The sequence below is a fragment of the Serratia sp. Ag1 genome, assembly GCF_000743355.1.
In the GTDB taxonomy this organism is placed as follows: domain Bacteria; phylum Pseudomonadota; class Gammaproteobacteria; order Enterobacterales; family Enterobacteriaceae; genus Chania.
Genome location: NZ_JQEI01000004.1, coordinates 37977 through 63415, shown reverse-complemented (window position 1 = coordinate 63415; position 25439 = coordinate 37977). Strand labels below are relative to the sequence as shown.

Sequence of the window (25439 nt, the reverse complement as noted above, 5' to 3'; positions counted from 1 at the left end):
CTGAATTGAATATACATTTCTCACTTTTCATTTCAGAACGTACTTTCGTGATCCGACCCGCATTTGCAACTTTTAAACAACCCTTTATTAACATTTCCCCTATTGCTGACTTGACGAGAAATTCACCGTACTTATATTGAATGTATTAAATAAGAAACTGAGTTTCATATATGAAACAATCAGATAGGAGACAAGAAGCAATGAGCTGGAAGAATGTGTGTGAAGTGTCTCAGGTGAAAGAAGATTTTCCTTTCTCCGCCAATGTGGAAGGAAAAGAGGTCGGTGTGTATTTGATCGACGGTCAATATTACGCGCTGGAAGACGTCTGCCCGCACGCCTATGCCTTGCTCAGCCAGGGATTTGTTGATGACGGCAAGGTGGAGTGCCCGTTGCACGAAGCCGTGTTCGATGTGCGCACCGGCCAATGCCTGCGCGAACCGGGTGGCCGCGATCTGCAAATCTATCCCACTCGGGTGGTCGATAACCAAATCCAAATCACCTTTATTGCGGAGAAATAAGCATGCAGCACATTACCGATATCAACCCTTGGTTGCCGGACACTCAACAGATCATCCCAGCGCGCGAAGGGGGCAACGGTCAAATTCACCAGCCAGGCCAATATCAGAACGTCATTTGGCAGAATCGTGCTCGGGTGCCAGACGGTTTTGAAACCGCGCTGGTGGCGGCGTTGGAAGAGATCTTCGATCAGGGCGCGGAAGAGCTTGATCAGATCGTCAGCGCATTGAATCAGCGCCGCCTGTTTGATCGCAGCGGCCAAGCCTGGAATGAAGCCACATTCCGCGAATTCCTTCACGTTAACGGTTTCTGAGCCGCACAGGGAGAACACAATGACAGCAAATACAGCATCCGCTGCGCAGACAGTGCAGAATTATCTCGATCAAGGATTGCGCGGCATGTGGTACCCGGTGTTGGCCAGTTGGGAAGTGGGCAATAATCCGGTGGGGATCACCCGTCTTGAGCAACAAATAGTAGTGTGGCGCGATAAAGACGGGGCGATTCATGCGCTGGAAGACCGCTGCCCGCATCGTGGCGCGCGCCTTTCCATGGGCTGGAACCTGGGGGATCGCATTGCCTGCTGGTATCACGGCGTGGAAGTGGGCGGTGATGGTGAGGTAAAAGACGTTCCGGCGGTGGATCGTTGCCCGCTGGTGGGGCAAAAATGCCTGCGCTCTTATCCGGCCAAAGAAGCCTACGGTGCAGTGTTCCTGTATTTCGGTATTACTGCCGATGAAGAACCGGCTGAACTGACTTTCCCGAAAGAACTGGCGGACGAAGCCAGCTACAGCAACTTCCTGTGTACCGCCAGTTGGGACTGTAACTACCAATACGCGTTGGAAAACGTGATGGATCCGATGCATGGCACCTATCTGCACTCCTCGTCACATTCGATGGCTGAAGGGGATCGCAAAGCCGATATGGCGTTGGAACCTACCGACAGCGGCTTTATCTTCAAAAAGAACGGCCAGATCGGCGTGAACTTCGATTGGGTCGAGTTTGGCAGCAGCGGTGCCTACTGGATGCGCCTGTCGATCCCGTACAAAAAGCGTTTTGGGCCGGGCGGCCACTTCTGGATCATCGGCATGGTGGTGCCGGAAGATAAAGATCATTGCCGCGTGTTCTTCTGGCGTATCCGTCAGGTGAAAGACTGGCAGCGTGATATGTGGCGCTTTATGTACCGCAACCGTCTGGAGCAACTGCACTGGGACGTTCTGGAGCAGGATCGTATCGTGCTGGAAAATATGGCACCGAACGCGCGTGGCCAGGAATACCTTTATCAGCACGATGTTGGCCTTTCTCGCCTGCGCCGCATGATGCAGAAAGAAGCACAGAAACAGTTGGCGATCCTCAGCGAGCTGGAGGCAGCACAGTGAATGGCTTGCTGAAAGGGAAACGCATTGTGGTCACCGGCGCGGCACGTGGCCTGGGGCGCAGCTTCGCGGTCGCGATCGCTCAGGCGGGTGCCAGCGTGGTGATGTGCGATATTCTGGCGCAAGAGCTGCAGGACAGCGCGGCCAGCCTGCGTGAGCAAGGATTTTTGGTCGAAACGCAGGTGATCGATCTGGCGTCGCCACAGTCGATCACCGAAGCCTTCCACAATATTGCTCAAGGCGGGGCAATCGACGGGCTGGTGAACAACGCGGCGCTGGCGACCGGGGTTGGCGGCAAAACCATGATGGAATACGACATCGACCTGTGGGACAAGGTGATGCAGGTCAATGTGCGTGGCACCTGGTTGGTCAGCCAGGCGGCGGTGCCGCTGCTGGCGCAAACGCCACACGCCAAGATCGTCAATATCGCCTCGGATACCGCCCTGTGGGGTGCACCACGGCTGATGGCCTATGTGGCGAGTAAAGGAGCAATCATCTCAATGACTCGCTCTATGGCGCGCGAACTGGGGCCGCAGGGGATCTGCGTCAACGCCATTGCACCGGGCCTGACGCGGGTTGAAGCCACCGAATATGTACCAGCCGAACGCCATCAGTTGTACGAGCAAGGGCGAGCCTTGGCGGGCGCGCAGCACCCTGATGATGTGACGGGCAGCGTGTTGTATCTGCTGTCGCCGCTGGCCAATTTCGTGACGGGCCAGTTGTTGCCGGTCAACGGCGGTTTCGTGTTTAACTGATTGCCCGACCTACAGGTTAAGGAGTGCCACATGGCAGAAGATCAAGAGTGTAAATATCTGATCCCAGGTCTGGATCGCGGTTTGCAACTGTTGCTGGCGTTCAGCGAGCAACACAAGGAAATGACCTTTGCAGAATTACATCGCCTGGTCGATATGCCGAAAGCGACAGCCTACCGTGTGGTACAAACCTTGGAGCATCTGGGGTTTTTGGAGCGTAACCCGCGCACCAATACCTTCGGGTTGGGGATCAAAGTGTTGCGGCTGGGGTTTGAATACATCGCTTCGCTGGACGTGGCGCAGGTGGGCCAGCCGGTGATCGAACAGCTACGCGATCGCAGCCAGTGCAGCAGCCACTTGGCGATTCGTGACGGGCGCGATGTGATTTACATCGCCCGCGTCAGCGCCGCCGGTTCGCAGATCAACCAGGTCAGCGTCGGTACTCGTTTGCCGGTACACCGTACTTCTCTTGGCCGCATGTTGCTGACCAGCACCAGCCGCGAAGAGTTCGAACGCTTGTTCCCAGACGACGCGTTGCCGGATGCGGCACCGGGCGCACCGGCCAACCGTGAAGCGCTGTGGCAGATGGTGCAGCAGGATAAAGCGCGTGGCTACGTGATCGGTGAATCGTTCTTCCGTCTCGGTATTTCTTCGATCGTTTACCCGATCTTCAACCACGAACAGCGGGTGGAGGCGGTGGTCAGCATCATGGTGCCGTCCGAAGAGATCCCTAAAGCGGATCGCGAACGGTTGCGTATGGAAGTACGAGACGCGGCGGAGAAGATCTCCGGGTTTTTAGGCGCGGCACCGCAGGCGAAAGTTGGTTAACTACTTCCGCCAGCCATAATAATTTTTTAACTCAGGCACAGATAAGACTCATAGCAATCATGGGTCAGGGTTCGATCATGCCTGAAAAACGCATTCAGCGAGAACGTGAGGCACAATAATGAGCATAACCGGAATCGAAAAGCTGGAATTTGGCGTTGAAGATCTGCCAACGTGCGAAAAATTTATGCAGGACTTCGGTCTGCAGCCGATGCTCCAGCATTGGGGTGAGCCGCGCCGTGAATTCACCACCTTGAGCGGTGCCAGTGTGGTGTTGTATCCACAAAATAGCGAGGTTTTACCCGCCGCATTTGAAGCGGGCTCCACCCTGCGCCGTATGACCTGGGGCGTTGACAGCCCAACGGCGCTGGCGGCGTTGCAACCTCGGTTGGAAAAGATGCCGGGGTTCCGCCTGGTGGGGGAGGAACTGGAGTGCCGCGATCCAAACGGTATGACACTGCGTTTTGGTGTCACCGCCCTGCGTGAGGTTGAGCTGCCAGTTACCCCGATCAACCAGTGGGGCGATGTGCGCCGTATCGATCAACCCAGCCCGGTGTATGCCAAAGCTGAGCCGGTCAATATCGGCCATGTGGTGTTCTTTGTTGAAGATCTGGCCGCTACCGAAAAATTTTACTGCGAGCAACTCGGTTTTCAGGTGTCGGACCGCTATATCGATCGCGCAGTGTTTCTGCGGACGCAGGTACGTGGTGGGCATCACAACCTGTTCCTGCTCAAGTTGCCTAACCGCCCACGCGGCCTGAACCATGTGGCCTTCACCGTGCGTGATATTCACGAAGTGATCGGCGGTGGCATCGCGATGAACAAAGAAAACTGGAGCACCTTTATCGGCCCAGGCCGCCATCCAATCTCCTCTGCCTATTTCTGGTACGTCAACAGCCCGACCGGTGGTGCATTTGAGTATTACACCAATGACGACTACCTGACGGAAAACTGGCAGCCGCGTGAGCTGGAACACTCGTTGGTGTCGTTTACCGAATGGGCGGTGGAAGGGGGGATCGATCACGACACCCGCCGCCAACATAAGAAAACGGGGGCTGCATGAGCCAGCTAACCGATGCGGGGATTGTGATTATCGGCGGTGGTCAGGCTGGCGGTTGGGCAGCCAAGACACTGCGCGATCGCGGCTACGGCGGCAAGCTGACGGTGGTGAGTGATGAGTCTTACGACTTTTACGAACGTCCGCCGCTGTCTAAAGCCGCATTACTGGATGGCGAGGCTCCGCTTAGCCGCCTGTTCAGCGAAGAAGTGGTTGCCGGGTTGAATATCGACTGGCATCGCCCACTGCGTGCCGAAGCGATCGACAGCCAACGGCAGATCGTCACGCTGAGCAACGGTGCACAATTGCAGTTTGATCAACTGCTGATCGCCACTGGCGGGCGGCCACGCTTACCCGGTGCCGCTTGGGCCAATCATCCACAGGTAATGACCTTGCGTTCCTGGGATGACGCCGCGCGGTTACGCCAAGGATTACAGCAATGCAAAAAGTTGGCGATTGTTGGTGGCGGCTGGATTGGGCTGGAGATCGCCGCGTCGGCGCGCAAGCTCGGCACTGAGGTCACGGTATTTGAGCGCCAGCCAGCGCTGTGCATGCGTAGCGTCGGGGCCGATGTTTCGCAGGCATTGCTGGAGTTGCATCAGCAGCATGGTGTCACCGTGCTGTGTGGCTGCGGCGATATCCTGCTCGAAGATCATCAGGGCAAACCTTGGATCGGCAGCGACATCAGTGACGCGCAGCCGTTTGATCTGGTGGTGGTGGGGATTGGCGTTGAACTGAACCTGGAACTGGCACATCGCGCCGGGCTGCGGGTGGAGGCGGGTATTGTGGTGGATGGGCAGGGGCGCACCAGCCACCCGGCCATTTTCGCTGCTGGTGACGTAGCGCGCCACCCTACGCTTGGCCTCTGCCTGCAATCCTGGGCTTATGCCCAGAATCAGGCTATCAGCACCGCCTGTGCGATGTTGGATGCTTTTGCCGCCCCTTACGATGATGTGGCTTGGTTATGGTCGGATCAATACGACGCCAATATCCAGATCCTCGGCGTCCCGGCTGACGGAGTACATCACGTGGTACGCCGCACGCCACAATCGCAGGTGTTTTTCACCCTGAATGCCGATCGGCAATTGGTACAGATGGTGGCGTTTAATGATGCACGCACCATCAAGTTGGGCAAACGCTGGCTGGCCACTGGCCGGGTACTGGATCCGCAGCAATTGGCGGATGTGGAGTTTTCTCTGATGGCGCTGAAATAACGCCTGACCTAAGGAAGCGTTTTATGACTACGCAAGAAATCGACGCCTGCAGCAGCCAGGCGGGGGATGCTGTTGCCGAAAACCCGCAGGATCGGGTGCGCTGGTCAGTACCGGCGGCCCTGTTTGCCTGCGTTTTATTGGCGTTTTTCGACAAGATCAGTATTGCGGCGCTGTTTTCCGATAGTGCATTTCAGGAGGCGATGGGGATTGGTTTTGATCCCACGCGGCTTGGGCTCTTGATGAGTGCCTTTTTGTTCTCGTACGGCTTCTCTTCAATGCTGTTAAGCGGCATTGGCGATCGGCTGAACCCGGTCAAGATGCTGTTCGGCATGATGGTGGTGTGGGGCATATTGATGGTGATGATGGGCATGGCGCGCTCTTATCACACCATGATGACCCTGCGTATTATGCTCGGCATCGCCGAAGGGCCGTTGATAGCGATTGCTTATGCGATTGTCCGCCATGCTTTCCCACAGCGCCTGCAAGCGCGTGCCACCATGATGTGGCTGCTGGGAACGCCGATCGGCGCGGCGCTGGGCTTCCCGGTAACGCTGTTCATTCTTAGCCATTTTGACTGGCGAACCACCTTCTTCTTTATGGCATTTCTCACCTTGCCGGTGATGCTGCTGGTGATGTTCGGTTTACGTCATCTGAACGTTTCACGCTCGGCGAAAAGCGCCGTTGCGCAACCGAGCAGTGCCGAACGCAAACAGCTGCGTTATGAACTGTTTCGAACTCCGCATTTCTGGATGATCTGCCTGTTTAACATCGCGTTTCTGACCTACCTGTGGGGCATGAACGGCTGGCTACCCAGCTACCTGATCAAAGGCAAAGGGATCCATCTGGAGCATGCCGGTTACCTGTCATCACTGCCGTTTATCGCCATGCTGCTGGGGGAGGTGGTGGGGGCCTGGCTTTCAGACAAACTGGATCGCCGCGCTTTGGCCTGCTTTATCTCGCTGTGCGGCGCTGGGCTAGGGTTGGCAGTGGTACTGCACCTGCAAGGCACCTACAGCGTGATCGCTGCCATGTCGTTCAGCACCTTTATGTGGGGGGCCGGTGCGCCGAATATTTTCGCCCTGTTGGCGAAGGCCACCAGCAGCCGGGTCAGTGCCACTGCAGGCGGCATTTTTAACGGATTAGGTAATTTTTCCGGGGCATTGGCTCCGGTGGTGATGGGCGCGCTGATCGCCGCCACCGGCAACATGGATAACGGCCTGCTGTTCCTGGTGGTAATGGCCTTGGTCGGCAGCACCATTCTGCTGCCACTGCTGAAGAAATATTGACAACGAAGGAGAAACAACATGTCTCAAGTTGATAATCAAACTGGCATCAAGCCGCAAGATCTGTCGATGGCGCAGTGGGTGGAGTCACGCATTGCCCGGTTTGAAGGCCGTAAATATGACTGGAATGCGCTGAAATTCCAGGCTGATTACGATCCAAAGTACCGCCGTGCGCAGATGCGCTATATCGGTACTGGTGCGACCGGCGTGGTCAGCGACACCAACACCGTGCCGGCAGAGCATTTTACCTTCTCCACTATGGTGTTGCCGTCCAAATGCGAAGGGCCACTGCACCTGCATGACGATGTGGAAGAAGTGTTTTTTATGCTCAGAGGCAGCATTACGCTGATGATTCAGGATGGTGAAGAGTACTACGAAACCAAGCTGAAAGAGCGCGACCTGATTTCAGTGCCTGCAGGCGTTTATCGTGGCCTGTTTAATCACGGTGAAGAAGAAGCGCTGATGTGCGTGATGCTCGGCACCTCCAAGCCGGAAACCCCGACCTACCCGGCGGATCATCCACTGTCAAAGGTGAAACGTTACTGATGAACGCGTTACCGGAACGCCAGCAGGAAGATTGTAGTGGCTTTTGGCTGGGTTGGCGCGAAGCCGGGCATGGCCGGGCAGTGGTACTGCTGCATGGTATCAGTTCCGGTTCTGCGTCCTGGGTGAAGCAGTTTGGCGATGGAGCGTTAACCAACGGCCATCGCCTGATTGCCTGGGACGCGCCAGGCTATGGCGGCAGTGCGGCATTGCCGCTGGCGGAGTCAAAGGCCAGCGGTTATGCCCAAGCGCTGGCGGCGCTGATCGCTGAACTGGAATTAGAGCAGCCGCTGATTGTCGGGCATTCGCTTGGGGCGCTGATCGGCAGTGCTTATGCAGCCGCTTATCCCAGTGGGCTGAGTGGGCTGGTGCTGGCAGACCCTGCACAAGGCTATGCCAGCGCAGCAGCGGAAAAACGCCAGCAGGTGTATGGGCAGCGCAAGCAGATGATCGAAACGCTCGGCCCGCAGGGCTACGGTGAACAGCGTGCAGCGGCCTTGCTGCGTGATGGTGCCGATCCGTTGGATATCGCCTGGGTACGCAGTGGCATGCAGCAGCTTAACCCGGCGGGTTTTCTCAGTGCTGCCTGGATGTTGGCGAATGACGATATCAGCCGCTACCTGCGCCATTACCACGGCCCGCTACAGGTGTGGTGTGGGCGTGAAGATCGCATCACGCCACCAGAAGGGGCTGAAGCATTGGCGCAACAACAGGATGCCCAGTTTCGCCCGATCGACGCTGCCGGGCATGCCAGTTATCTCGATGCACCAGAGCAATTCAACCGCTATGTGCAGGATTTTACGGGAGTAATCCAACCATGAACTTTCAGATTGAACAGCGGGTAGCGGTGGTCACCGGCGGTTCTTCAGGCATCGGTTTTGAAACCCTGCGTTTGCTGCTGGTGGAAGGAGCGAAAGTGGCCTTCTGTGGCCGCAACCCGGACAAACTGGCCAGCGCCGAGGCCAGCCTGCGTGAAGAGTTCCCGCAGGCGGAGATCCTGGCGCTGTGCTGCGATGTGCTGGATGCAGAACAGGTGGCACAGTTTGCCCAGCAGGTCAGCCACCGTTTTGGTGGCGTGGATATGTTGATCAACAACGCCGGGCAGGGTTTTGTCGCCCATTTTGACCAAACTCCGCGTGACGCCTGGTTACATGAGGCCGAGCTGAAACTGTTTGGCGTGATCAACCCGGTGCAAGCCTTTTTACCGGCGCTGGAACGTTCAAATATCGCCTCCATCACCTGTGTTAACTCGTTGCTGGCGTTGCAGCCGGAAGAACACATGATCGCCACTTCTGCCGCCCGCGCCGCCTTGCTCAATATGACGTTAACGCTGTCGAAAGAGCTGGTGGGCAAAGGTATCCGCGTTAATTCCATCCTGCTGGGCATGGTGGAGTCTGGCCAGTGGCGGCGGCGTTTTGCCGAGCGGCAGGACAAAGAACAAAACTGGGAGCAGTGGACGGCAGCGATTGCGGCACGGCGCGGCATCCCGTTAGGCCGCTTGGGTAAACCGCAGGAGCCAGCGCGAGCGTTGTTATTCCTGGCTTCGCCGATGGCGTCATTCACCACGGGTGCGGCGCTGGACGTGTCCGGCGGCTTTAGTCGCCATCTGTAATCAGGGCTGAAAAAATGAAAAAGATCATGATGATTGGCTACGGCGCGATGGCGAAAGAGGTGTTGGCGCGCCTGCCGGAAGGCGTCGGTCTTGGGTGGATCGTCGCTCGTGAAAAATATCACGCTGAGATCCAAACAGCTTTTACCGGGCGAGTACAGGCGCTGACGCATCCTGAACAATGCAGCGAGCAGCCCGATTTGGTGCTGGAATGTGCCAGCCAGCAGGCGGTGGCTGAATTTGGCGAAGCGATCGTCAAGCGTGGTTGGCGCTTGGCGGTCATCTCTACCGGAGCACTGGCGGATGCCGCGTTGCAACAGCGCCTGCAACAAGCCTGTGCGCGTTTTAACGGGCGCTTGATCGTGCTGTCTGGTGCCGTGGCAGGCATGGACGGATTAGCCTCGGCGCGCGAAGGCGGGCTGGAGAGCGTCACCTATCAATCCAGCAAAAGCCCCGCCAGTTGGCGTGGCAGTATGGCGGAGAAGTTGATCGACCTGAATGCCGTCAGCGAAGCGCGGGTGTTCTTTGAAGGATCGGCGCGCGAGGCGGCGCAGATGTTCCCGGCCAACGCCAACGTGGCGGCCACCATTGCCTTGCACGGCCTGGGGATGGATGCCACACGGGTGCGTCTGCAGGTGGATCCCCATACCCAGCGTAATACCCATCGCTTACAGGTGTGCGGTCAGTTTGGTGAATTCCAGATTGAACTGTGCGGTAACCCGCTGGCGAGTAACCCAAAAACCTCGACACTGGCAGCACTGAGCGCGGTGCAAGCCTGCCGCAGTCTGGTGGATGGCGGTTTTATTGCCTGAATGGCAGGAGTATTAAATGGAAACGTTAAAGATTTTCCTTGCTGGGCGCTGGTGTGAAGGGCGTGGCGAGGTCATGAGCTCGGTTTTTCCGGCTGATGGCAGCAGCAACGCCCGCTTGCACGCGGCTAACGTCGAAGACGTTAATGAGGCGGTAGGCGCTGCCGAACGTGCTTGGCGCGATCCGGCCTGGCGTGGTTTGGTGCCGCATCAGCGTGCGGCGATCCTGCATCGCGTCAGCGATTTGATTACCGCGCAGGTAGATGAACTGGCGCAACTGCAAACCCGCGACAACGGCAAACCGCTGGAGGAAACCCGTGGCCTGGTGATGAGTGCCGCCGCGACCGCCCGCTATTTTGCGGCGGCCTGCGAAGTGCTGGAAGGGGAACTCCCCACCCAGCGCAACCGCGATGTGATGACGCTGAGCCAGTATCAGCCGCTGGGGGTGATCGCGGCGATCACCCCGTGGAACTCGCCCATTGCCAGTGAAATGCAGAAAGTGGCCCCCGCACTGGCGGCGGGTAACGCGGTGATCCTCAAACCGGCGGAAGCGACGCCGCTGATGGCGCTGAAGCTGGCGGAACTGTTTGAGCAGGCCGGGTTGCCTGCTGGCTTGCTTAGCGTGCTGCCGGGCAAAGGATCGGTGATCGGTGAGGCGTTGGCACGCCATCCATTGGTGAAAAAGATCTCCTTTACCGGTGGCACCAGCACCGGTCGCCATTTGGCGCATATCGCCGCCGAAAAACTGATCCCGACCTCGCTGGAACTGGGGGGCAAATCGCCCACTATCGTGCTGGACGATGCCGATCTGGAACAGGCGGCGCGCGGTATCTGCTACGGCATTTTCAGCTCTGCCGGGCAGGCTTGCATTGCCGGGTCACGGCTGTTTGTCCACCGTTCGCTGTACCAACCGCTGCTGGCGCGTTTATGTGAGTTGACCGCCGGGTTGCGTATCGGCAACCCGTTTGAGCCGGGAGTGCATCTGGGCCCGCTGATCAATGAAAAACACCGGCAGAGTGTGGCGGACTACGTGGCATTGGCGAAGCAGGAAGGGGGCCGGGTGGTGATGGGCGGCGAAGCGCCAGCCGATCCTCTACTGGCACAGGGCAGTTATTACCTGCCGACCATTATCGAGGGGTTGAGCAACAGTGCGCGCACCTGCCAGGAAGAGATCTTCGGCCCGGTGTTGGTGGCACTGCCGTTTGACGATGAGCAACAGTTGATCGAACAGGCTAACGACTCGGTTTATGGGCTGGCCGCCGGGATCTGGACACGCGATTTTACCCGCGCCATGGCGTTGGCTGAGCAGTTGGAAACCGGCACCGTGTGGATCAACACCTACAAGACATTCTCGATTTCTACGCCGTTCGGCGGATTTAAGCAAAGTGGTCTGGGGCGTGAAAAAGGCCTGCACGGCATTCAGGCTTATATGCAGCAAAAGAGTCTGTATCTGGCCCTTAACAATCAGCCTAACCGCTGGAGCGATTAACTCGCGATCCCGACGACATAAGACAATTAAGAAGGCAGATGATGAGCGAAAAAATAACGGTTGGTGAGGCGATAGCCCGAACTCTGGAACAGTACGAGGTGGCCGCAATGTACGGCATCATCTCAATTCACAATCTGCCGATTGCCGATGCCGTAGGGCAACGCGGGGCGATCCGCTTTGTGCCTGCGCGTGGTGAGGCTGGTGCGGTGACGATGGCAGACGCCCACGGGCGTTTCTCTGGCTTGGGCGTGGCGCTGACCAGCACCGGTGCCGGAGCGGGTAACGCAGTAGGGGCGATGATTGAAGCGTTGAATGCCAATACGCCGTTGCTGCATATCACCGGCCAGGTAGAAAAGGCCTATCTGGATGCCGACGCCGGGTTTATCCATGAAACCAAAGATCAGTTGGGCTTCCTGCGCGCCTGTTCGAAGCAGGCTTACCGGGTAAACTCCCCTGAGCAGGCGGTGGCGGTGATCCAACGGGCGATTAAAGAAGCGCAGACTGTGCCTTGTGGCCCGGTGGCGGTAGAGATCCCGATTGATATTCAGAACAGCCTGGTACCCGCCAATCTGGTAGGGAAAGCGATACAGCCGCCAGAACTACCGGTGGCTGATCAAGCGGCGGTTGAGCTGCTTTATCAACGGTTAAAACAGGCTAAACGCCCCTTGTTGTGGGTAGGTGGGGGCGCATTAGCGTGTCGCGATGCGGTGAAGCGGTTGGCGGACGCCGGGGTGGTGGTGATGTCCAGCACCCATGGGCGCGGTATTTTGCCAGACAGCCACCCGCGCAGCCTGCGCGCTTTCCACAACTCACCGAGCGTTGAGGGCATTCTCAAACAGTGTGATTTGACGCTGGTCGCCGGTTCCCGCCTGCGCAGCAACGAAACCCGCACCTGGACGCTGCCGTTGCCGCGCCCGCTGGTGCAGATTGATATCGATCCGGCGGCGGCCAACCGCAACTATGTGGCGGACGAGCAGGTTAATGGCGACTGTGGTGCATTGCTCAGCGCGCTGGCGGCCCGTTTAGCCCCTGGTGAGAAGGTGAATGCTGCATGGGATGCCGAGATTAGCTTGGCGGTGCAGCAGGCTGAAACGGCGTTGCGCCAGCAATCGGGTGAATATGCCAAACTGAATGACGCGATTGCCGCCGCGCTGCCCGCAGATGGCCTGCTGGTGCGCGACATCACCGTCTCCGGTAGCGTATGGGGCAGCCGCTTGTTCCGGGCGATCTCGCCGCTGTGCAACATTCACTCCTTGGCTGGGGCGATCGGTATGGGGCTGCCGATGGCGATCGGCACAGCGATTGCCAACCCGCAGCGCAAAGTGGTTGGGCTGGTGGGGGATGGCGGTTTGGCGCTGGGATTGGGAGAGCTGGCGACCATGGCGCAGGAGCAGGCCAATATCACGCTGCTGATCATGAACGACGGTGGCTATGGCGTGATGCGTGGCATTCAGGACAAGTATTTCGCCGGGCGTCAGTACTATAACGATTTGCATACCCCAGCATTTTGCCAAGTGGCAGAAGCGATGGGGCTGAAGGCCTGGAAAGTCAGCGATGCTGCGCAGTTCAACGGTGTGCTGGCAGAGGCGATTAACTATCCGGGGCCGTCAGTGGTGGAAGTGGATATGAAGAGCGTTGGGCCGTTGACGTTCGCCGGGCCACCGCAGAAGCTGTATTGAGTGGGTGAACAGGTAATAAATGGGCGCAGCGATCTGCGCCCAGAACAGATAATTTATTTCCCGGCGGCAATACGCTCGCGGATATGCTGCGCGCGGGCTTCTGAAGGTGGGTGGCCGTCAAACATGCTGCTCTTGCGGCTGCCTTCCATCTGCGCCAATTTCTCGAAGCTGGTCACCAGCCCGTTTGGATCGATACCGCGCTTCTTCAGCAGATCAAACGAATAATCATCAGCCTGGCTTTCCTGCTTCTGAGAGAACTGAGCATTGATCAGCTTTTCGCCCAGATCGGCCAACTGCGACTCAGACAATGAACCCACAATGCCACCAGCCGAAGAGGCGGCGGTGCGCAGTGCTACGGTGCCGTAAGCCACCTGCATCGCTTTACGGGTGTGGCCCAGCGCCACGTGGCCGATTTCATGGCCCAATACGCCTTCCACTTCGTTGTCGTTCATGATGTCCATCAGGCCGCTGTAAACGCGGATGCAGCCGTTAGCCATCGCCCAGGCATTCACGTCTTTTGTCAGGTAAACCTTGTAGTTCGCGGAGGTACCGTCGATATTATCACCCAGCGCAGCAGCGATCTTGTTCAGACGCTGTGTGTAGGTGCTGTTGGCGGGTGCGATTTGCGCCTGGTTGTCCATTTCGGCGCAGGATTTATCACTCAGCGCTTTGACATCGTCATTACTTAGCGTAGCGGCCTGAAAGGCTTGTGCTCCAGATTGCATCAGAGTATCAGTGTTCAGGTTCTGGCAGCCGGTCAACAGGGTAGTGATGCTGATTGCCAGCAAAGAAGTGCGGATCTTCATAAAGCTATCTTCCCATGATAGTAAAAGGGTGGTGTGCGCAGTGTTTGTTGACGTCATTTCTGTCGCACGAGCCTATTGTACGTCAAGTATGGTGAGAATAGTGTTATTCCGAAAAACTGACCGAACGTGCTAATAAGTTGTGAACTCGCTCTCATTTGGCATTAGGGATTGCCGTTTTAATGCTGAGTCTGAGAAAATAGAAAACTAGACTGCTTTTTTAATCCGACCTGGAGTAAAACATGTCCTCTCGTAAAGAGCTTGCCAACGCGATCCGCGCCCTCAGCATGGATGCCGTGCAAAAAGCCAATTCCGGCCACCCTGGGGCCCCAATGGGGATGGCAGATATCGCCGAAGTCCTGTGGCGTGACTACCTGAACCATAACCCGACTAACCCACAATGGGCTGACCGTGACCGTTTCGTGTTGTCAAATGGTCATGGTTCCATGTTGATTTACAGCCTGCTGCACCTCACCGGTTACGATCTGCCGATGAGCGAGTTGGAAAACTTCCGCCAACTGCATTCCAAAACGCCGGGCCACCCGGAATACGGTTATACCCCAGGGGTAGAAACCACGACCGGCCCATTGGGGCAGGGGATTGCCAACGCGATTGGTTTTGCCATCGCCGAGCGCACGCTGGCGGCGCAGTTTAACCGCCCGGGTCATGACATTGTCGATCACCACACCTATGCCTTTATGGGCGATGGTTGCATGATGGAAGGCATTTCCCACGAAGCCTGTTCGCTGGCGGGTACCATGAAGCTCGGCAAACTGACCGCGTTTTATGACGACAACGGTATTTCCATCGACGGCCACGTAGAAGGCTGGTTCACTGACGATACCGCCAAACGCTTCGAATCCTATGGCTGGCACGTGGTGCGTGGTGTTGATGGCCACAACAGCGATGCCATCAAAGCGGCGATCGAAGAAGCACATAAAGTCACCGACAAACCTTCCTTGCTGATGTGTAAAACCACCATCGGCTTCGGATCACCGAATAAAGCCGGTAGCCATGAATCCCATGGTGCACCGCTAGGTGCCGCTGAAGTCGCAGCTACCCGTGAAGCACTCGGTTGGAAATATGCCGCCTTCGAGATCCCGCAGGATATCTATGCCCAGTGGGATGCCAAAGAAGCCGGTCAGGCGAAAGAAGCGGCCTGGAACGGCAAGTTCGCCGCTTACGCCAAGGCCTTCCCAGAACTGGCCGCCGAGTTTAAGCGCCGTGTGAATGGGGAGCTGCCTGCCAACTGGCAAACCGAAGCCAAGCAGTTCGTTGAACAACTGCAAGCTAATCCAGCTAACATTGCCAGCCGTAAAGCTTCACAGAACGCGTTAGAAGCTTTCGGTAAAGTGTTGCCAGAATTCCTCGGCGGCTCCGCTGACCTGGCGCCGAGCAACCTGACCATGTGGTCTGGTTCCAAATCCTTGAGCGATGATCCGGCGGGTAACTACATCCACTACGGTGTGCGCGAATTCGGCATGACCGCCATCACCAACGGTATCGCGTTGCACGGTGGTTTCCTGCCGTACTCTGCTACCTTCCTGATGTTTGTGGAGTATGCCCGTAACGCGGTGCGTATGGCGGCGTTGATGAAACTGCGCAACGTGTTTGTCTACACCCACGACTCTATCGGTCTGGGCGAAGATGGCCCGACGCATCAGCCGGTTGAACAACTGGCCAGCCTGCGCGTGACCCCGAATATGAGCACCTGGCGCCCTTGCGATCAGGTTGAGTCTGCGGTTGCCTGGCAGTACGGTATCGAACGCAACGACGGCCCGACCACGCTGGTATTCTCCCGCCAGAACCTGACCCAGCAGCCGCGTACTGCTGAACAGTTGGCAAACGTCTATCGTGGTGCTTACGTGCTGAAAGATTGCGCTGGCACGCCAGACGTGATCCTGATTGCTACCGGTTCTGAAGTGGGTATTACCGTACAGGCTGCTGATAAGCTGAGTGCCGAAGGGCACAAAGTGCGCGTAGTCTCCATGCCGTCTACTGACGCGTTCGACAAGCAGGATGCGGCGTACCGCGAGTCTGTGTTGCCATCTTCCGTGAGTGCCCGTGTGGCGGTGGAAGCCGGTATTGCGGATTACTGGTACAAGTACGTGGGCCTGAACGGTGCGATCGTAGGTATGCACACCTTTGGTGAGTCTGCTCCGGCAGAGCTGTTGTTCAAAGAGTTTGGTTTCACCGTTGATAACGTGGTAGCCAAGGCTCAAGCCTTGTTGAAATAAATCCGCTGGGAGCTGTGTGCAGCTCCTATTGGTTTTTTCTGCAGTTGCAGCAAAGCCCGGCAATCCCGGGCTTTATTTGACTTAGAGCTGAGTCAATCTCTTCACTTCTAAACTCACCAGCTTCCCTTCCAGTTCAGCTAAGAAGGCATCATGGTAAGACATGGCCATATGCTCTTTCAGTGCTTGCTCAGAAGTCCAACGTTCGATAAACACGAAAGCCCCCGGATGGCCTTGCTCTTCATGCAGATCATACTGGATGCAGCCTGGTTCAGAGCGGCTTGGAGCAACCATGGCACGCACGGCTTTATCCACGGCAGCACGGTGTTCTGGCTGGGCTTTGATCAGGGCGACTACTTTAACTTCACTCATTTCTGCTCCTTGTTATGCAACATTGACTGCCAAAAAACCTTACCCGTCATACTGTAAAACGTAGCGGATGACTTCCGATTGCTAGCGGGCAGCGTAAAGGCTAACAGTTTACCTCAATAAATGCTGAATTTATCTTAAGTATCTGACTGTTTACGTTAACTCATGTGCTTGATGCCAGCATGCTAATGCTATTGGGGATAAGGGCGTAAAAACGTGCGCTAGATCATTTTATTTTCGCAAAATCACTTCCACTCGACAGGCTGGTGGTTACACCTGTTCCTTTTAGCAAAACTTTGGTTTATTCTCGGCTGAAGCGTTTCAGTTGGCGTTGTATGCCACTGAAACGTGCGAGGAGCGGTTGCGATGAGCAACAAGGTTTGATGAATAATGTAATGCAGCGATTCACAGCAGGCGGTGCGCTACAGTACTCTAGGCGGATAATCACAACCCGACCTTTAACCGGAGTAGCTCCGGCAGGGAAGGCCCTTTTTCAGGGAGTAGCATGACAATCCGCATAGCGATAAACGGCTTTGGCCGTATTGGCCGCAGCGTTTTACGCGCACTGTATGAATCAGGACGACGCGCTGAGATTTCTGTAGTGGCCATCAATGAACTGGCAAACGCTGAAGGGATGGCCCATCTGCTGAAATATGATTCCAGCCATGGCCGTTTTGCCTGGGATGTGCATCAGGAAGCTGATGTGCTGAGCGTTGGGGATGACAGCATCCGGTTGTTGCATCAACCCGCAGTGGAACAACTGCCCTGGGGCGAATTGGGCGTGGATGTGGTGTTGGATTGCAGCGGCGTGTACGGCAGCCGCGCCGACGGTGAGGCCCATTTGGCCGCTGGCGCGAAGAAGGTGCTGTTTGCCCACCCGGGGGGCAACGATCTGGATGCAACTATCGTGTTTGGGGTTAATCACCAAACGCTGCGTGGCGACCACCGCATCGTTTCCAACGCATCCTGTACCACCAACTGCATTATTCCGATTATCAAACTGCTGGACGATGCCTACGGCATCGAATCCGGCACGGTGACCACCATCCACTCCTCAATGAACGATCAGCCGGTGATAGATGCCTATCATCAGGATTTGCGGCGCACCCGTGCGGCGAGCCAGTCGATTATTCCGGTCGACACCAAGCTGGCCGCGGGTATCACCCGTATCTTCCCGCAGTTTTGCGATCGTTTTGAAGCGATTTCCGTGCGTGTGCCAACCATCAACGTCACGGCCATTGATCTCAGCGTCAGCGTGAGTTCAAAGGTGTTGGTGACAGAGGTCAACCAGTTGTTGCAAAAGGCCGCACGGGGCGCATTTCGTGGTATAGTTGACTACACCGAACTACCATTAGTTTCGATCGATTTTAACCATGACCCGCACAGCGCCATCGTGGATGGCACGCAGACTCGGGTCAGTGGGCAGCACCTGATAAAGACCTTGGTCTGGTGCGATAACGAATGGGGCTTTGCCAACCGGATGTTGGATACAACACAGGCAATGGCCGCAAGCGGTTTCTAATAAGGCACTCTGCATCAACGCCGTGTTGATGTGCTGTTCAGGCAATTTTTATAGAGAATCAACAAAGAGGGTTCACCATGTCTGTAATCAAGATGACCGATCTGGATCTGGCCGGTAAGCGCGTTCTGATCCGTTCCGATCTGAACGTTCCAGTAAAAGACGGTAAAGTGACTTCCGATGCGCGTATCCGTGCCTCCCTGCCGACCATTGAAGCTGCGCTGAAACAAGGTGCGCATGTGATGGTGACTTCGCACTTGGGCCGCCCTACCGAAGGCGAGTACAACGAAGAGTTCTCTCTGCTGCCGGTGGTGAACTACCTGAAAGAACACATGAAATCCCCAGTACGTCTGGCGAAGGATTATCTGGACGGTGTTGAGGTTGCAGCCGGTGAACTGGTGGTTCTGGAGAACGTGCGCTTCAACAAAGGCGAAAAGAAAGACGACGAAACCTTGTCCAAAAAATATGCGGCGCTGTGCGACGTGTATGTGATGGACGCTTTCGGGACTGCACACCGTGCGCAGGCTTCGACTCACGGCGTGGGCAAATTTGCTCCTGTTGCCTGTGCGGGCCCACTGTTGTCTGCTGAGCTGGAAGCTCTGGGCAAAGCCCTGGGTAACCCGGCGCGCCCAATGGTGGCGATTGTTGGCGGTTCTAAAGTCTCTACCAAACTGACCGTACTGGATTCTCTGTCCAAGATTGCCGATCAGCTGATCGTGGGCGGTGGTATTGCCAACACCTTCGTGGCTGCTCAAGGTCACAACGTCGGCAAATCCCTGTACGAAGCCGATCTGATCCCAGAAGCGAAAAAGCTGCTGGAAACCTGTGATATCCCGGTGCCTACCGATGTACGTGTAGCGACCGAGTTCTCTGAAACCGCAGTGGCGACCCTGAAGCCAGCCAGCGAAATCAAAGACGAAGAACAAATTCTGGATCTGGGCGATGTTTCGGCTGAGCGCCTGGCCAAGATCCTGAAAGACGCCAAAACCATTCTGTGGAATGGCCCGGTTGGCGTATTCGAGTTCCCTAACTTCCGTAAAGGCACCGAAGTTGTGGCACGTGCTATCGCTGATAGCGAAGCCTTCTCGATTGCAGGCGGCGGTGACACTCTGGCAGCGATCGATCTGTTCGGTATTGCTGACAAGATTTCCTACATCTCTACCGGTGGCGGTGCTTTCCTTGAGTTCGTGGAAGGCAAACAGCTGCCAGCTGTGGTGATGCTGGAAGAACGCGCTAAGCAGTGATTCAGATAACGGGGGGTGAAAACCGCCCGTTTGCTTTGCTCCGCCCGAGATACTGTGGTGCGGAATGTAAAATAAATCTCCATCCCTACCCGTTAGCTTTCAGGCTGCAGCCAACTGTGCTGTGGCTTAAAAATGAAGGGATTAACGGCCAACGAAACAGGACAAAGTCGCATGTCTAAAATATTTGATTTCGTAAAACCTGGTGTTATCACCGGTGATGACGTTCAGAAAGTATTCGCAGTTGCTAAAGAGAACAACTTTGCTCTGCCAGCAGTAAACTGCGTGGGTACCGATTCCATCAACGCCGTGCTGGAAACCGCCGCCAAGGTGCGTGCTCCGGTTATCGTTCAGTTCTCTAACGGCGGTGCCGCGTTTGTTGCAGGCAAAGGCGTGAAGACTGATATCCCACAGGGTGCGGCGATTCTGGGCGCAATCTCTGGTGCACACCATGTTCACCAGATGGCTGAGCATTACGGCGTGCCGGTGATTCTGCACACCGACCACTGTGCGAAGAAACTGCTGCCATGGCTGGACGGCCTGTTGGATGCGGGTGAGAAACACTTTGCAGCCACCGGTAAGCCACTGTTCTCTTCTCACATGATCGATCTGTCTGAAGAATCTCTGGAAGAAAACATCGAAATCTGCAGCAAGTACCTGACTCGCATGGCGAAGATCGGTATGACGCTGGAAATCGAACTGGGTTGCACCGGTGGTGAAGAAGATGGTGTAGACAACAGCCATATGGACGCATCCGCGCTGTACACGCAGCCAGAAGACGTGGCTTACGCTTACGAAAAACTGAATGCTATCAGCCCGAACTTCACCATTGCGGCCTCTTTCGGTAACGTACACGGTGTGTACAAGCCAGGTAACGTGAAGCTGACCCCAACCATCCTGCGTGATTCTCAGGCTTACGTCTCCAAGAAATTCAACCTGCCACACAACAGCCTGAACTTCGTGTTCCACGGTGGTTCAGGTTCTAGCGACGCAGAGATCAAAGAGTCCGTCAGCTATGGCGTGATCAAGATGAACATCGATACCGACACCCAGTGGGCCACATGGGAAGGTATCCTGAATTACTACAAAGAAAACGAAGCTTATCTGCAAGGCCAGTTGGGTAACCCTAAAGGCGCAGATCAGCCGAACAAGAAATATTATGACCCACGTGTATGGCTGCGTGCTGCCCAGACTTCTATGATTACCCGTCTGGAACAGGCTTTCAAAGATCTGAACGCCGTAAACGTGCTGTAATCTTTGTCCTCCTTGACGCTGAAGGCTCCCTTTTGGGGGCCTTTTTTGTGGTGTGAATCCCCCTCGATTGAGGGAATGAAAGTAGAGGCACTAAAATGAAAGATCTCAATATCATTGAGGACATCAATCAGGCTAGCAGTTGGCTGGTGGATCATCAGGATATGCTGATCCAGTATGCGGTAAACATTGTCGCTGCGATCGTCATTTTCATCATCGGTTCGATTATTGCGCGCGTTATCAGTAACGCGATCAATCGCGTAATGAAGCTGCGGGGTATTGACGCCACGGTGGCTGACTTCCTCGCTGCAATGGTGCGTTACGGCATTCTGGCATTTACGCTGATTGCGGTGTTGGGGCGGATTGGCGTGCAAACCACCTCGGTGATTGCGGTGTTGGGTGCCGCCGGTTTGGCGATTGGCCTGGCGTTACAAGGCTCGCTGTCTAACTTTGCGGCTGGCGTGCTGTTGGTTGCCTTCCGTCCGTTGCGTGCCGGTGAGTTTGTCGATCTGGGAGGTGTTGCTGGTACGGTTGATCAGGTAGAGATTTTCTCTACTACCCTGCGTACTTCCGATAACAAAACCATTGTAGTGCCGAACGGTAAAATCATCTCTGGTAATATCATCAACTTCTCGCGTGAGCCGCACCGCCGCGTGGATATCGTGGTGGCGGTAGCTTACAGCGCTGATGTTGATCGGGTGAAACAGGTACTGGGCGATGTGATTGCTGCCGACAAGCGTATTATGCACGATAAAGGGGTGACCGTGCGTTTGAACGAAATGGCTCCTCCGGCATTGAATTTTGTCACCCGTTGCTGGACGACTAATGCCCAGTTCTGGGAGGTTTACTTCGATCTGATGGAAAACTTCAAACGCCAGTTAGACATTCACCAGATCGGCGTCCCGTGTCCGCAGATGGATGTACGTGTTAGCCATCTTGAAAAGCCAGAATAATCAGCAAATTGCTGACAAAGCGGGTTATTAGGGGGAGCGTCCCTCGGTGCGCTAGACCTGGGTATCCCGGGCTAGAAGACCAACCTCAGGCCACCCCCACGGTGGCCTTGTCGTATCCGTCATAAGCGTTTCAAGCTTGTCGTTTTTGCCCTTTATTTTACGCCCCAGATGGTTTTGTAATGTTCCTGATAACCGTTCTGCGGGTCATACAGGTTACTGGCACCGCCGCTGCTGGCAATATTGTCACGGGTGATCAGGTGCACGGGGGTGACGTAACCGGAAGGTGGCTGTTTGGCAAAGGCGCGGTTGAATTCATCCAGCAACTGCCAGCCGTGCAGCTTCAGCGGTTCAGGCACGGTGGCGGATTGGCTGTCGCCTGAGCGGATGCGCTGATAGGCGGAAATAGAACCGTCACCGGCAGAGATGTTATACGGTGCATTTTGGCCGCCTTTACCGGCGGTTTTTAGTGCTGGAGCCATAAAGTCGAAATACAGATCGTTGATCGCCAGCGCGTACTGGAATTGATCACCGTACTTCTGCAGCAGGCTGAAGGTCATGGCGGGCATACGGTTGGCGGTATCAGCCAACGGTGTGTCGATGAATTCCAGCACTTTGCAGCCGCTGCATTTACCGATCTCCTGTTTCATCACATTGGCCTTATCCAAAGCGATTTGATACAGCGAATCTGTAAAGATCAGCACGTTAGCCTGCCCGCCGGATTTCACCACCGCGTATTGTGCCGCGATGCGCGCCACCTCGTTGGAATCGGAAGTGACGTTATAGAAGATATTGTACTTGGCGATCGGGCCTGGCTCTGGCTCTGCGTGCCAGGCGGTAAGCACGATGCCTTGCTGGATGGCCTTTTTCAGCGGGATCTTGGCTACGTTGGGGTTCCAGCCACCGATGACGATGCCGTCCGGTTTCTGGGCAATCGCCTGGTTGAGTGATGACAGTTGATCTTTCACCGATCCACCGCCGTCCAGCGTTTCTAGCTGCCAACCGGCGGCTTTGGCCGCTTCACTCAGCCCTTGCTGCACCCCCTGTACACCGCCGTTTTTCATGTCGGAGGCAATAAAAATGATTTTCTTGTGCGGTTGTAACTGCGGACCGCTGGTGGGGCCATCCCACTGGGTGGTGCTTGCCGTGGCCCTGTTCACTGCTGCCGTGGCTTGCTCAAGATAAGTATCCGCCCAAGCGGGTGCGGTGGTTAACAGCAACGTGGTGGCTCCTGCCAACATCCAAAAACGTTTCATACGTGAACTCCGGCTCAAGAATCGATCTCTTTCTGGTTATTTTTTTCAGTTAAAACGGCATGGCTGTGCTGTACCGTTTTTTGATTGAGTAATCGGCGGCGCTGGGCATAGCCTGCCAGCGTGATGGAAAGCAGTAAGGTGGCACCGTTGAATAACGGTTCCACCCAGAATGCCCCGCCAAATTGTTGGATACCGGCAATGCCGATCGCCAGAATGGCAATACCGATCACTGTACCCCAGACGTTAACCCGTCCTGGGCGGATGGTGGTGCTGCCGAGGAAAGCCCCAACCAAGGCCGGTAACAGATAATCCATACCGACGCTGGCCTGCCCAACCCCTTGCTCTGCAGCGATCAACACACCACTGAAACCGGTGAGCACGCTGGAAGCAATAAAAGCACCTATGGTGAAGCGGTTGACGGAAATACCGTTCAGCCGTGCTGCTGCCGGGTTGCCGCCGACCGCATACATGCAGCGGCCAAGTGGCGTGTGTTCTGTGATTAACCACAGAACGATAGCCACGATCAGCACATAAAAAGCGACGATCGGGATACCGGCGATTTCGCTATGGTGCAGGGCGATAAAGGCATCGGGTAAATCGCCGACAATCTGCCGCCCGCCGGAGTGCCACAGGGCTACGGCATACAGCACGGTGCCGGAACCCAGTGTGGCAACGAAGCTGTCGATATCCGCCAATGCCACCAGAATCCCGTTCAGCAGGCCATACAAGGCAGAAATCACCAACACGGTTAACACCGCCATCTGCCAGGAAAACCCGTATTCCACCTGGAGGGTGATTGCCAGAATGTGCCACAGCACGATGCCGAAACCGACGTTGAGGTCGATCTTGCCGACGATCATCGGAATGGTGGCTGCCAGTGCCAGCAGGGCGATTTTGGCTTTGCTGGACAGGATCGCCTGCAGCGTCAGCATGGAGGCGAACGACGGCGTAGTCAGTGAAAACAGGGTCACCAGCAGGATGCAGAGCAACAACAAGCCGTAACGGGTGAGGAGTTGCATTAACCACGGGCCCGCGCCGTCTTGCGCAAGGCTGACGCGCTGTTCTAATGCTGTTGATTTAACGGATGTTTTATTCGACATGCTGTTGCTCCACCACAACTTCCTCAAGGCTGGCAGAGGCCAGTTCCAATAAATTGGCGAACGAGACCTGCTGGTTTTTCAGTTCGCCGACCACGCTTCCCCGGTTGAACACCAAGGCACGGTTGCAGATATGGGCGATCTCCTCGAAATCGTTGGAGATCACCAAGACAGCCACGCCTGCGGCCAGGGATTGATTTAACAGATGATAAATTTCTGCCCGTGCACCGACATCGACACCTGCGGTCGGATCTTCCAGGATCAGCAGCGGTGCGCCCAAGTGCATCCAACGTGCCATCACGACTTTTTGCTGATTGCCACCGGACAGGGCGCTGATATCGGTATCAACACCTGTTGGCCGCACGTCAAACAGTTGCACTTTCTGCGCGCTGGCGGCGGTTTCGGCACGGCGACTGTAGTGTGCCAGCAGCCTGTGGCCGTCGGCGCAAGGGTTGAGGAACAGGTTTTCACGCACGCTCATCGACATCACCAGACTTTCGCCGGTACGATCGCCTGCGACTAACGAAACGCCGCAGGCGATCGCCTGTTGTGGGCTTGTGGCTGCGTAAGGCCGATCGCGGAACTGGATTTCACCGCTATCGCGCTGGCGCAGGCCAAACAGCAGGCGGCCAATCTCTTCCTGCCCGGCGCCGCGCAGCCCGGCCAAAGCCAGCATTTCACCCGGTTGCAGACTGAAGCTGACTGACCCGATCTCGCCGATCACCACATTACTGAGCTGCAGTACCGCAGGTTGCTGCTCTGGCAACGGCTTGCGGCTATCGCCCGTTATCGCTTCGCCGACGATCAGGTGTACCAGATCGTGCAGGGAGTAATCGGCGGTGTGGCCCCCGGCAACGTAACAGCCGTCGCGCATCACGCATACCCGATCGGCAATCTCAATCACCTCATCCAGGCGATGGGTGACATAGATCATGCCGACCTTTTTGGCGCGCAGCCGGTTGATCACGGCAAATAAGTGGCGCACATCGTTGGCGGGGAGAGACGCGGTGGGTTCATCCAGCACCAGCAGTTCGGCGTTTACCGCCACCGCCCGGGCGATGGCCAGCAGCGATTTCTCGGTGCGGGAAAGTTCAAACACTCGGGCCTCAGGATCCAGCATCAGGCCGATATCCTGCAAGGCTTCTGCGGCGCGCTGGCGGACGGCGCGCCAGTTGATCAGCCCCAAACGGCGCGGGAAACCCATCACCAGGGCCATGTTTTCGGCCACCGTCATCCACTCGATCAGCCCTAAATCCTGGTGGATAAAGGCAATCGGCTGGTGGTTGGCGTTGTTTATCGCCGCCGCCGAGCTGATATTGCGGCCCTGAAAGCGAATCTCACCACCCTCACGTGGGTAAACCCCGGCTAACACCTTGATCAGCGTCGATTTGCCAGCACCATTCTCACCCAATAGCGCCACTACCTCGCCGGGCATCACTTGCAGGCTGACATCGTTCACCGCGATGTTGCCGCCAAATCGCTTCACGATATTGCTAAGTGTCAGAATGGGTTGGTCTGTATTGCTCTGCATCATGTGATGTCCCCCGGTGTTCGGTGAGCGCAACCTTGA

General features: G+C 56.2%; 24 protein-coding genes. 19 read left to right on the top strand and 5 right to left on the bottom strand.

The window, feature by feature from the left end:
- Nucleotides 1-200 precede the first annotated feature (200 nt).
- The 14 genes from IV04_RS03510 (at nucleotide 201) to IV04_RS03445 (ending at nucleotide 13149) form a co-directional block, all read left to right on the top strand.
- Nucleotides 201-518, top strand: coding sequence for a non-heme iron oxygenase ferredoxin subunit (locus tag IV04_RS03510; protein ID WP_037400778.1), 318 nt, complete (start codon nucleotides 201-203; stop codon nucleotides 516-518).
- A 2-nt stretch (nucleotides 519-520) separates the two neighbouring features.
- Nucleotides 521-829 carry a recombinase-like helix-turn-helix domain-containing protein gene (locus IV04_RS03505; RefSeq protein ID WP_037400775.1) on the top strand — a complete coding sequence of 103 codons (309 nt, stop codon included), beginning with the start codon at nucleotides 521-523 and terminating at the stop codon, nucleotides 827-829.
- 19 nt (nucleotides 830-848) lie between these two features.
- Nucleotides 849-1892 (top strand): aromatic ring-hydroxylating dioxygenase subunit alpha, encoded by a 1044-nt coding sequence (locus IV04_RS03500; RefSeq protein ID WP_037400773.1) that lies wholly within the window; start codon nucleotides 849-851, stop codon nucleotides 1890-1892.
- On the top strand, nucleotides 1889-2644 hold the full coding sequence (locus IV04_RS03495; protein WP_037400771.1) for an SDR family oxidoreductase: 756 nt from the start codon (nucleotides 1889-1891) through the stop codon (nucleotides 2642-2644). The genes IV04_RS03500 and IV04_RS03495 overlap by 4 nt, the downstream gene beginning before the upstream one ends.
- A 30-nt stretch (nucleotides 2645-2674) precedes the next feature.
- Nucleotides 2675-3469, top strand: a complete 795-nt coding sequence (locus IV04_RS03490) for an IclR family transcriptional regulator (RefSeq protein WP_037400768.1) — start codon at nucleotides 2675-2677, stop codon at nucleotides 3467-3469.
- A gap of 118 nt (nucleotides 3470-3587) precedes the next feature.
- Nucleotides 3588-4529 (top strand): VOC family protein, encoded by a 942-nt coding sequence (locus IV04_RS03485; protein WP_037400765.1) that lies wholly within the window; start codon nucleotides 3588-3590, stop codon nucleotides 4527-4529.
- Complete coding sequence (locus IV04_RS03480; RefSeq protein WP_037400763.1) at nucleotides 4526-5737, top strand: NAD(P)/FAD-dependent oxidoreductase; 1212 nt, start codon at nucleotides 4526-4528, stop codon at nucleotides 5735-5737. Before IV04_RS03485 ends, IV04_RS03480 begins: the two co-directional genes overlap by 4 nt.
- A 23-nt stretch (nucleotides 5738-5760) precedes the next feature.
- Complete coding sequence (locus tag IV04_RS03475) at nucleotides 5761-7023, top strand: MFS transporter (protein WP_037400760.1); 1263 nt, start codon at nucleotides 5761-5763, stop codon at nucleotides 7021-7023.
- A gap of 18 nt (nucleotides 7024-7041) precedes the next feature.
- A complete protein-coding gene (locus IV04_RS03470; protein WP_037400757.1) occupies nucleotides 7042-7566 on the top strand; it encodes a cupin domain-containing protein in 525 nt (174 codons plus the stop codon).
- Nucleotides 7566-8384 carry an alpha/beta fold hydrolase gene (locus tag IV04_RS03465; RefSeq protein ID WP_037400753.1) on the top strand — a complete coding sequence of 273 codons (819 nt, stop codon included), beginning with the start codon at nucleotides 7566-7568 and terminating at the stop codon, nucleotides 8382-8384. The genes IV04_RS03470 and IV04_RS03465 overlap by 1 nt, the downstream gene beginning before the upstream one ends.
- Complete coding sequence (locus IV04_RS03460) at nucleotides 8381-9175, top strand: SDR family oxidoreductase (protein WP_037400750.1); 795 nt, start codon at nucleotides 8381-8383, stop codon at nucleotides 9173-9175. The genes IV04_RS03465 and IV04_RS03460 overlap by 4 nt, the downstream gene beginning before the upstream one ends.
- A gap of 14 nt (nucleotides 9176-9189) precedes the next feature.
- Entirely contained in the window at nucleotides 9190-9984 is a 795-nt protein-coding gene (locus IV04_RS03455) for an aspartate dehydrogenase (protein ID WP_037400749.1), read from the top strand.
- A gap of 16 nt (nucleotides 9985-10000) precedes the next feature.
- A complete protein-coding gene (locus tag IV04_RS03450; RefSeq protein ID WP_037400748.1) occupies nucleotides 10001-11470 on the top strand; it encodes an aldehyde dehydrogenase in 1470 nt (489 codons plus the stop codon).
- Nucleotides 11471-11511: 41 nt separating this feature from the next.
- Nucleotides 11512-13149 carry a thiamine pyrophosphate-binding protein gene (locus IV04_RS03445; RefSeq protein WP_037400746.1) on the top strand — a complete coding sequence of 546 codons (1638 nt, stop codon included), beginning with the start codon at nucleotides 11512-11514 and terminating at the stop codon, nucleotides 13147-13149.
- 53 nt (nucleotides 13150-13202) lie between these two features.
- Here IV04_RS03445 and IV04_RS03440 read toward each other — a convergent pair whose 3' ends face one another.
- The gene (locus tag IV04_RS03440) at nucleotides 13203-13955 is read right to left on the bottom strand and encodes a M48 family metallopeptidase (RefSeq protein ID WP_037400743.1); all 753 of its coding nucleotides are present in this window, start codon (nucleotides 13953-13955) and stop codon (nucleotides 13203-13205) included.
- Nucleotides 13956-14194: 239 nt separating this feature from the next.
- Here IV04_RS03440 and tkt point away from each other — a divergent pair, with 239 nt between their 5' ends.
- Entirely contained in the window at nucleotides 14195-16189 is a 1995-nt protein-coding gene (tkt, locus tag IV04_RS03435) for a transketolase (protein WP_037400740.1), read from the top strand.
- An 81-nt stretch (nucleotides 16190-16270) separates the two neighbouring features.
- Here tkt and IV04_RS03430 read toward each other — a convergent pair whose 3' ends face one another.
- Entirely contained in the window at nucleotides 16271-16558 is a 288-nt protein-coding gene (locus IV04_RS03430; RefSeq protein ID WP_037400737.1) for a putative quinol monooxygenase, read from the bottom strand.
- A 502-nt stretch (nucleotides 16559-17060) separates the two neighbouring features.
- Here IV04_RS03430 and epd point away from each other — a divergent pair.
- The 4 genes from epd (at nucleotide 17061) to mscS (ending at nucleotide 21519) form a co-directional block, all read left to right on the top strand.
- Nucleotides 17061-18077 (top strand): erythrose-4-phosphate dehydrogenase, encoded by a 1017-nt coding sequence (gene epd / locus IV04_RS03425; RefSeq protein WP_037400735.1) that lies wholly within the window; start codon nucleotides 17061-17063, stop codon nucleotides 18075-18077.
- A gap of 77 nt (nucleotides 18078-18154) precedes the next feature.
- Complete coding sequence (gene pgk / locus IV04_RS03420) at nucleotides 18155-19318, top strand: phosphoglycerate kinase (protein ID WP_037400732.1); 1164 nt, start codon at nucleotides 18155-18157, stop codon at nucleotides 19316-19318.
- A gap of 171 nt (nucleotides 19319-19489) precedes the next feature.
- Entirely contained in the window at nucleotides 19490-20569 is a 1080-nt protein-coding gene (gene fbaA, locus IV04_RS03415; RefSeq protein ID WP_037400730.1) for a class II fructose-bisphosphate aldolase, read from the top strand.
- Nucleotides 20570-20664: 95 nt separating this feature from the next.
- On the top strand, nucleotides 20665-21519 hold the full coding sequence (mscS, locus tag IV04_RS03410) for a small-conductance mechanosensitive channel MscS (protein WP_037400728.1): 855 nt from the start codon (nucleotides 20665-20667) through the stop codon (nucleotides 21517-21519).
- A gap of 152 nt (nucleotides 21520-21671) precedes the next feature.
- Here mscS and IV04_RS03405 read toward each other — a convergent pair whose 3' ends face one another.
- Genes IV04_RS03405 through IV04_RS03395 form a run of 3 tightly spaced genes read right to left on the bottom strand, consistent with a single transcriptional unit; the run spans nucleotide 21672 to nucleotide 25403 of the window.
- Nucleotides 21672-22772 (bottom strand): substrate-binding domain-containing protein, encoded by a 1101-nt coding sequence (locus IV04_RS03405; protein WP_037400726.1) that lies wholly within the window; start codon nucleotides 22770-22772, stop codon nucleotides 21672-21674.
- A gap of 14 nt (nucleotides 22773-22786) precedes the next feature.
- Nucleotides 22787-23872 carry an ABC transporter permease gene (locus IV04_RS03400; RefSeq protein WP_037400724.1) on the bottom strand — a complete coding sequence of 362 codons (1086 nt, stop codon included), beginning with the start codon at nucleotides 23870-23872 and terminating at the stop codon, nucleotides 22787-22789.
- Entirely contained in the window at nucleotides 23862-25403 is a 1542-nt protein-coding gene (locus IV04_RS03395; RefSeq protein WP_037400722.1) for a sugar ABC transporter ATP-binding protein, read from the bottom strand. The genes IV04_RS03400 and IV04_RS03395 overlap by 11 nt, the downstream gene beginning before the upstream one ends.
- Between the last annotated feature and the right edge of the window lie 36 nt (nucleotides 25404-25439).